At 60.2% G+C, this 6,639-nt stretch carries 8 protein-coding genes; all 8 read right to left on the bottom strand.

Features of this window, described 5'->3' with window-relative positions:
- Nucleotides 1-1,457 (bottom strand): cache domain-containing protein (locus tag ACSEXS_RS16945; protein ID WP_438434420.1); only part of this gene is annotated, 1,457 nt, incomplete at its 3' end.
- 223 nt (nucleotides 1,458-1,680) lie between these two features.
- On the bottom strand, nucleotides 1,681-2,940 hold the full coding sequence (locus tag ACSEXS_RS16940) for a peptidase U32 family protein (protein WP_438434419.1): 1,260 nt from the start codon (nucleotides 2,938-2,940) through the stop codon (nucleotides 1,681-1,683).
- Nucleotides 2,941-2,958: 18 nt separating this feature from the next.
- On the bottom strand, nucleotides 2,959-3,888 hold the full coding sequence (locus ACSEXS_RS16935) for a peptidase U32 family protein (protein WP_438434418.1): 930 nt from the start codon (nucleotides 3,886-3,888) through the stop codon (nucleotides 2,959-2,961).
- A 153-nt stretch (nucleotides 3,889-4,041) separates the two neighbouring features.
- The gene (gene mltG / locus ACSEXS_RS16930; RefSeq protein ID WP_438434417.1) at nucleotides 4,042-5,121 is read right to left on the bottom strand and encodes an endolytic transglycosylase MltG; all 1,080 of its coding nucleotides are present in this window, start codon (nucleotides 5,119-5,121) and stop codon (nucleotides 4,042-4,044) included.
- Nucleotides 5,122-5,228: 107 nt separating this feature from the next.
- Complete coding sequence (locus tag ACSEXS_RS16925; protein WP_438434416.1) at nucleotides 5,229-5,537, bottom strand: DUF1292 domain-containing protein; 309 nt, start codon at nucleotides 5,535-5,537, stop codon at nucleotides 5,229-5,231.
- Nucleotides 5,537-5,869 carry a DUF1292 domain-containing protein gene (locus tag ACSEXS_RS16920; protein ID WP_438434415.1) on the bottom strand — a complete coding sequence of 111 codons (333 nt, stop codon included), beginning with the start codon at nucleotides 5,867-5,869 and terminating at the stop codon, nucleotides 5,537-5,539. Before ACSEXS_RS16920 ends, ACSEXS_RS16925 begins: the two co-directional genes overlap by 1 nt.
- An 8-nt stretch (nucleotides 5,870-5,877) precedes the next feature.
- Entirely contained in the window at nucleotides 5,878-6,294 is a 417-nt protein-coding gene (gene ruvX, locus ACSEXS_RS16915) for a Holliday junction resolvase RuvX (RefSeq protein ID WP_438434414.1), read from the bottom strand.
- Nucleotides 6,291-6,560, bottom strand: coding sequence for an IreB family regulatory phosphoprotein (locus tag ACSEXS_RS16910; RefSeq protein ID WP_438434413.1), 270 nt, complete (start codon nucleotides 6,558-6,560; stop codon nucleotides 6,291-6,293). The genes ruvX and ACSEXS_RS16910 overlap by 4 nt, the downstream gene beginning before the upstream one ends.
- Between the last annotated feature and the right edge of the window lie 79 nt (nucleotides 6,561-6,639).

Raw genomic sequence — 6,639 nt, 5'->3', positions numbered from 1 at the left:
CGCCGGTTCGTCGTCACCGCCTGCTTCATCTTGTCACCGATGTCGTGCGTCAGGTTATTCCCGCGCTCCGCCTCGACCGCCAGGCTCGACGCTCCATTCGCGATCTCTTCGGTCGCCACCGCGATTTCCTTCGCAGACGTCGTCGTCTGCTTTGCCGCGTTCAAGAGCTCGCCCGCCGTCGACAGCACCTGCGAGGCCGACTTGTTCGTCTGGTCCACCAGGCTCGTGATCTGGCCCATCATCTGGTTGAAGCTCTTGCCGAGCTGGCCGATCTCGTCGGCCCGGGGGCGTCCCTTCACCGCTACCGTCAGGTCGCCCTGCTCCGCTTGGTGCATCAGGGTGCGCATGACCCGCAAGGGCTTGCCGATCATGTTCGCCACCAGGAAGCCGACGCCGATCGCGACGAGCACTGCGGCCAGCACCGACAGCCACATAATGTTGCGAATCGCCTTCGTGTCCTTGAGCATCTCGGATACCGGAACGGTGGAGATGATGGACCAGCCGTTATCGGCCATCTTCTTAAAGACGACCAACTGCTGCTTGCCGTCGACGGTCATCGTCTTGCTGCCCGCCGCTTCCGTGCTGCCTTCCAGCAGGTTCGCGTCCAGCTTGACGGCGGCCGCCTTCCCGATCTGGGCCGGGTCGGCCGAATAAACGACATTGCCGGAATCGCTGACAATCAGCGTATGGCTCGACTCGCCGAAGTTGATATTGGACAGATAGCTTCCGAGCGCAGACACCGGAATTTCAAAGATCAGCACCTGCTCCCGGTCCCCCGTGCTCGTGATCGTCAACTGCCGGGCCATCCCCACCGCCGGGTTAGGCGACATATTCGAATAGCCCTTCTCTTTGGCATCCAGCCAAACCACGCGGCCGCCGGCATCGAGGGTCCGCTTGAACCAGTCTTCGGATTGGTAGTCTCCCTTGCCCGCCGCTCCGCCGAAGGAGCCGGTGCTGATCGGCAGGAGATCGCTCATCGGCAGAATGTGAATGCTGGAAATCGTATTGTTCGCGAGAACGATGGAGGACAGCTTCTTGCCGATGGCCTGCACGGTCGTCAACTGGGTATACGCGCTGTCGTTGTCGCCTTTCTCTCCGGCCGATTTCCATTGGGACAGCAGCGAGGCCATATCCGTATCGGCGATGATCTTCATCGATTCGCTCTCGTACATGCCGAGGCCGAGCTCCAGCTTGTCCGCCACCTGCGTGATCGTTTGCCGGTTGGCCTGATCCACCTTGTCTTGGATGATCTTCTTCGATTGAGCATAAGAGAACAGACCGACCGCGAGCACAATGATGAAGATGGCACTGAAAAACGCGAGAAACAGCTTGACTCCAACCGAACGGGCCGGGTTGAGGGACATTTTGTCCTTAACCCCTTTGGTAAGCGCTTTCTCTTTCGCCTTCAACTCTTTGACTTTTTCAGCTCCGCGTTTCTTTTCTTCTTTCTGACTCATACCTGCCCACCGTCCTACATTTAGTTCTTCTTTCCCGCCGATCCGCAGCCCATTTAACGAAAACGACAGGATTCGCAACCTAGCCTTTGCACCTAATCTATTCGACAGCCTTCGTCGGTTTCCTCCCTTCCTCCCCCACAGTCCTCAAAAATCCGGAACCGCGCGTCAGGTCAAAGAAAGCAAAAAAAGCCCCTGAAGGGGGCTCTTCAAACGGGAATCCCGATCAGTTCGGATTCTTCTTCCGCATCATGTCGAACCGACGGACCGGCTGTTGGACAGGAAACCGCACTTTTTGCAGCGGGTGACGGGCCGCGTCGAGCGGATTTCCGTCCTCGTCCCGCAGGTCCTCGACGCGCTGGCGGAAGAACAAGCCTCCCGGTCCCACGAATTCGATCTCTTGTCCGGGCTTGAAGTGATTGCGCTGCTCGATCAGAGCCGTACCGTTCGCCGCGTCGTACTCCAGCACCAGGCCGGCAAAATCGTAAGGCACGCCTTTTTCCTCGGGCGTGTAGATATGGTCCGCATGGCCCGGTTCAGCGAAATAAAAGCCGGTGTTCACCGGACGGTTGGCCGCCTTGGCGATCTCTTCGACGAGCTTGGGGTCGGTCCGGTAGTGCTCCGGATCGGCGAGGTAAGCGTCGATGGCCTGCCGGTAGGCGTTGACCACCGTGGCGACATAGTGGATGCTCCGCATGCGGCCCTCAATCTTGAAGCTGTCCACCCCGGACCGGATCAGCTCGGGAATGTGCTCCAGCATGCACAGGTCCTTCGCGCCCATGGCGAACGGATCGTCGCCTTCGGCGAACAGTGCCTCCTCGCCGGCGTACAAATCGTATTTCCAGCGGCACGATTGGCAGCAGCCGCCTCGGTTGGAATCGCGGCCGGTAAAGTGGTTGGACAGCACGCAGCGGCCGGAGAACGAGCTGCACATGGCTCCGTGCACGAAGGTCTCGATCTCGATGTCGACATGCCGCTTGATCTCCGCGATCTCGGCAAAGCTCGTCTCGCGGGCGAGGACGACCCGGTCCGCCCCTTCGTCCTTCCAATAGCGGACCGACCGCCAATTGAGCGTGGACTGCTGGGTGCTGAGATGAACCTCCAGTCCCGGCGCGGCGCGGCGGCAGGTCTCGATGATCATCGGGTCGGCGACGATGATCGCCGAGATTCCGGCCGCTTCCAGCCCGCGCAGGTAGTCCTCTACTCCGGCGATGTCTTCGTTGTGGGCGATGATATTCGTCGTGACGAACACCCGCGCCCCGTAAGGCTTGGCGAACTCGACCGCCTCTTTCATTTCCTCCAGGGTAAAGTTGTCCGCGTTCGACCGCAGCCCGTACTTTTGCCCTCCGATATAGACCGCGTCCGCTCCGTAGCGGACCGCGAATTTCAACTTCTCCAGATTGCCGGCCGGCGCGAGCAGCTCCGGTCTGCGCAGAGCCGGCTTCTCCTTAGCGCCGTTTGCCGTTTCCGGCTGAGCCAAAGCCATTCGTTCCATCCCCTTTCTTCAATACACCTGCTGCTTGTAGAGGAAGCCGAAGCTGAGCGGCCGCTCGTCGGGCTGCTGCCGCTCCAGTTCATCCAGCCATTCCTCGCGAAGCCAGTCCGTCGGGTCGAGCGCCCAGGCGTCGATCGCCCGGCGGTAAACGCTGAGCACCTTCTCCTGATAGTCGGCCGACTTGAAGAGGCTCTCGGCGTAAAAGCTGTCGATTCCCGCTTCCATCAGCTCGCCCAGAGCTTCCAGGTAGCAGAGGTCGTCCGAGCTCATGATATGCGTGCCGCTTGCATCCTCGTAGACGGGAAAGCGTTCGTCCGGGCGCTCGGCTTCGATCAGCGAGAGGTTGCGGTCCAGGCCGAACGCCTCGTCCGGGTCTCTCAAGCCCTGGTGCTCGCGGTACAAGCCGACCAGCGGACGCTTCGAATGATAGATGTTGGTCATGCCGTGCACCTGAACCTGAACCTCTATCCGGCTGCCGCGCTTGAACTCCGTCAGCTCCTCCAGGCTCAGTTCGCGGGCCGCGAAGGCCCGGGTTGCCCCACGATTTCCCCAATAGTTGGCGGTCTCGTAGTTGGTGGACAACGTCTCCCCGTACCAATGCAGGGGGAGCGTCACCCCCGCTTCCCGCGCCGCCTGAATCACCGCCGGATCCCCGAAGGCGATTGCGTCCGCGCCGCTTTCCGCGGCCTGCCGCAAATACGCCGGCAGGTCATCCGCCGCCTCGTTTACGAGCAGGGCGTTTGCAGCCGCGTACAGCTTGCCGCCCAGGCTGTGCACCAGCCGGGCCGCCTCGGCCATGTCGGCTATATTTAGCCGGCCCGGCAATCGCATGCCGAACCGTTCGTCTCCCATCACAACGGCGTCCGCGCCCGCGCGCAGAAACCTGGCCGCTTGTTCCAGATCCGCGGCCGGCGTCACCAATTCCGGTTTCTTCGCCACGCTGCTGCCTCCTCCTCGTGCAAAAACATATCCTCTACTATAACAAATGTCACAATTTCATGCCACACATCGCGAAGCATCCGGCCGAAAAAAAACCGCCCGGTGGGACGAACGTCCCGGGCGGCCGGTAAGTTTGAGGCGCGCAGCGGCGATTTACTCGCCCGCCTGCTTCTTGCTCTCCTCGATGTTTTTCAGATGCTCGGCGTAGGTCTTGGCAAACAGATGCTCGCGCGAGCCGTCTTTTTTCGTCACGTAGAACAGGTACTCCGACGCCTTCGGATTCAGTGCCGCCTCGATGGAGGCGAGGCCGGGGTTCGCGATCGGACCGGGCGGCAGCCCCGTGTTGCGGTACGTATTGTACGGGCTTTCGACCTGCAGGTCCTTCTCGTACAAGCGTTCCTTCGTCCCGCCGAGGGCGTACTGTACGGTGGCGTCGATCTCCAGCCGCATGTCCTGCTTCAGGCGGTTGTAGATGACCCCCGCGATCTGGGGCCGCTCGGCCGGAACCGCCGCTTCCCTTTCCACCAGCGAAGCGACGGTCAGCAGCTGGTGGACGGTCAGCTTGCGCTCGGCCAGCTTCTTGTCCAGGTCGGGAATCGCCGCCAGCTTGTCCGCCGTCTCCTCCGCCATCCGCTCCAGGATTTCCGCTGCCGTGCTGCCTTTCTTCATCTCATACGTCTCGGGGAAAAGATACCCCTCGAGCGGGAACCGCAGCTTGGCGCCCGTCACATCCGCGCCTTGCGGCAGCTTCAGCTTGAGCTTGGCCGGGGCTTTGTCGAGCGCGAGCAAATCGCTCGCTTTGACATAGCCCGCTTCCTCCAGCTTGGACGCGATCTGCTCGACCGTGTAGCCCTCCGGGATGGTGAAGCGGATCATCTCCGCCTTCACGGTGTCCCCGGCGTTCAGCTTGGCGATGAGCTGATCCAGCGTGGAGCCGGGAGTCAGGTCGTACATCCCGGCCTGGAACCGGGAGCCCTCTCCCTTGTATTTGAGATAGACGGCAAACAGCTGACGATTGCGAATGAGGCCGTTCGTCTCGAGGATTTCGGCGATCTTCAACGTACCGGTGCCGGACGGAATTTCCACGCGCACGGCCGCAGCCGGCTTCGTCGGCTGCAGGCCGTTCCATAGGTAAAGCGCCCCTGCGCCGGCGAGCAGCAGGAGGAGAAGGAACAGTGACAGTAGAATGCGGGCAGCTCGCCGCTTGCGCCGCGGTTTGGGTGTACGGGCCATAGAGAACCTCCACATGAACAAGGTAGACATGGAGAAAGAGCGGCAGCGGCCGCTCTTTCCGCAAATTTCATTGATAGCGTTTTCGAAAAAGCAGCGTTCTTGACTCTTCAATCTTCGAAGGAAACCGTCATTTCATCGTACAGCTCGGCGATGGCTTCCCATTCTTCATCGTCGTCGACCGTCTCCAGCTCCAGACTCCCGTCTGCGTTCTGCAGAATCCGGAATACCTCGAACTCCTCATCCTTCTGCAGGCGCTCGTCCTGCACGATGGCATATGCGGAGCCGCCGACCGAGAATTCGTCCAGCACCTGAAAGACTTGGCCGCGGCCGGCCTCATCCTCGAGCTCGACCGTCTCGCCGAAGGCATCCTTCACCAGGGAGAGCCGTTTGACGTCTTCAGGGCGATAGCCGCTCATCATCCGTTCTCCTCTTCCTCCAGCTCCGCCATCAGCGTATTGAAGGTCTCTTCGACGATATCCCATTCTTCCTCGTCATCGATCGTAAACAGCTTCAGATCATCCCCGTCTTCCTCATAGCGGAAGGCGTATACTTCCTCGGCTTCTTCGTCGTCGGCCGAATCCACGGGCACGACCATCATGTACTGGCGGTCGGAACCGTCGACCTCGAACTTCATGATGACTTCGAATTCTTCTTCGTTGCCGTCCTCATCCGGAATGTAGATAATTTCCGGTTCTTCGGTGCTGTCCCCTGCGTCGGGACCGGCATTCTTCAGGTCGTCGTTTTCCATCGTGAACGTCACCTCTTCGTCTTAGAATCGAGAAAGCCTTGCAGGATCAGCTGCGCCGCCATTTTGTCAATGACGCCTTTGCGCTTCTTGCGGCTCACGTCCGCTTCTATTAATGTACGCTGTGCGGCCACGGTAGTCAATCGTTCATCCCACAGATGCACCGGAAGACCGAACCAGGCGTGCAGGCGTTCGGCAAATTCGCGGCTCGCCTCGCCCCTGGGCCCGATGGTCCCGTTCATGTTTTTCGGCATACCGACGACGATCTCGTCCATGCCGTATTCGCGGATCAGCGCGGCGAGCCGCTCCCGGTCCTCTTCCTTGCTCTTCCTGCGGATGACCTCGACGCCTTGGGCGGTCCAGCCCAGCTCGTCGCTCACGGCGACTCCAATGGTTTTATCTCCATAATCCAGACCCATTATTCTCACTTCGGCTGCTTCTCCTGTTTCAGATAGGAGCGGACGAGCTCCTCGATCAGCTCATCCCGCTCGCGCTTGCGGATGAGACTGCGGGCGTTGTTGTGCCGCGGAATATAGGCGGGGTCGCCGGACAGCAGATACCCGACGATCTGGTTGATCGGGTTATACCCCTTCTCTTGAAGCGCCTCGTATACGGACAGCAGCACTTCCCGCGGAGAGGTTTCGACCGCATCCGCCTTGACATCGAACTTCATCGTTTTATCCATTGAGCTCATCACCGGCACCTCCCGGGAAAATGGTTGGGCAATCGCAAGGGAGTTCCCTACGTCTATATTAAAGCATTTATTCCCGTTA

Source organism: Gorillibacterium terrae, from assembly GCF_051594785.1.
Taxonomy (GTDB): domain Bacteria; phylum Bacillota; class Bacilli; order Paenibacillales; family NBRC-103111; genus Gorillibacterium.
Note: the sequence above shows the minus strand (reverse complement) of the source record. Positions and strands in the feature narration are given on the sequence as shown.

Excerpts from the sequence above, each read along its gene's own strand:
- ACSEXS_RS16940 (WP_438434419.1), bottom strand. The coding sequence starts at position 2,940 with ATGGCTTTGGCTCAGCCGGAAACGGCAAACGGCGCTAAGGAGAAGCCG.
- mltG (WP_438434417.1), bottom strand. The coding sequence starts at position 5,121 with ATGGCCCGTACACCCAAACCGCGGCGCAAGCGGCGAGCTGCCCGCATT.
- ACSEXS_RS16925 (WP_438434416.1), bottom strand. The coding sequence starts at position 5,537 with ATGAGCGGCTATCGCCCTGAAGACGTCAAACGGCTCTCCCTGGTGAAG.
- ACSEXS_RS16920 (WP_438434415.1), bottom strand. The coding sequence starts at position 5,869 with ATGGAAAACGACGACCTGAAGAATGCCGGTCCCGACGCAGGGGACAGC.
- ACSEXS_RS16910 (WP_438434413.1), bottom strand. The coding sequence starts at position 6,560 with ATGAGCTCAATGGATAAAACGATGAAGTTCGATGTCAAGGCGGATGCG.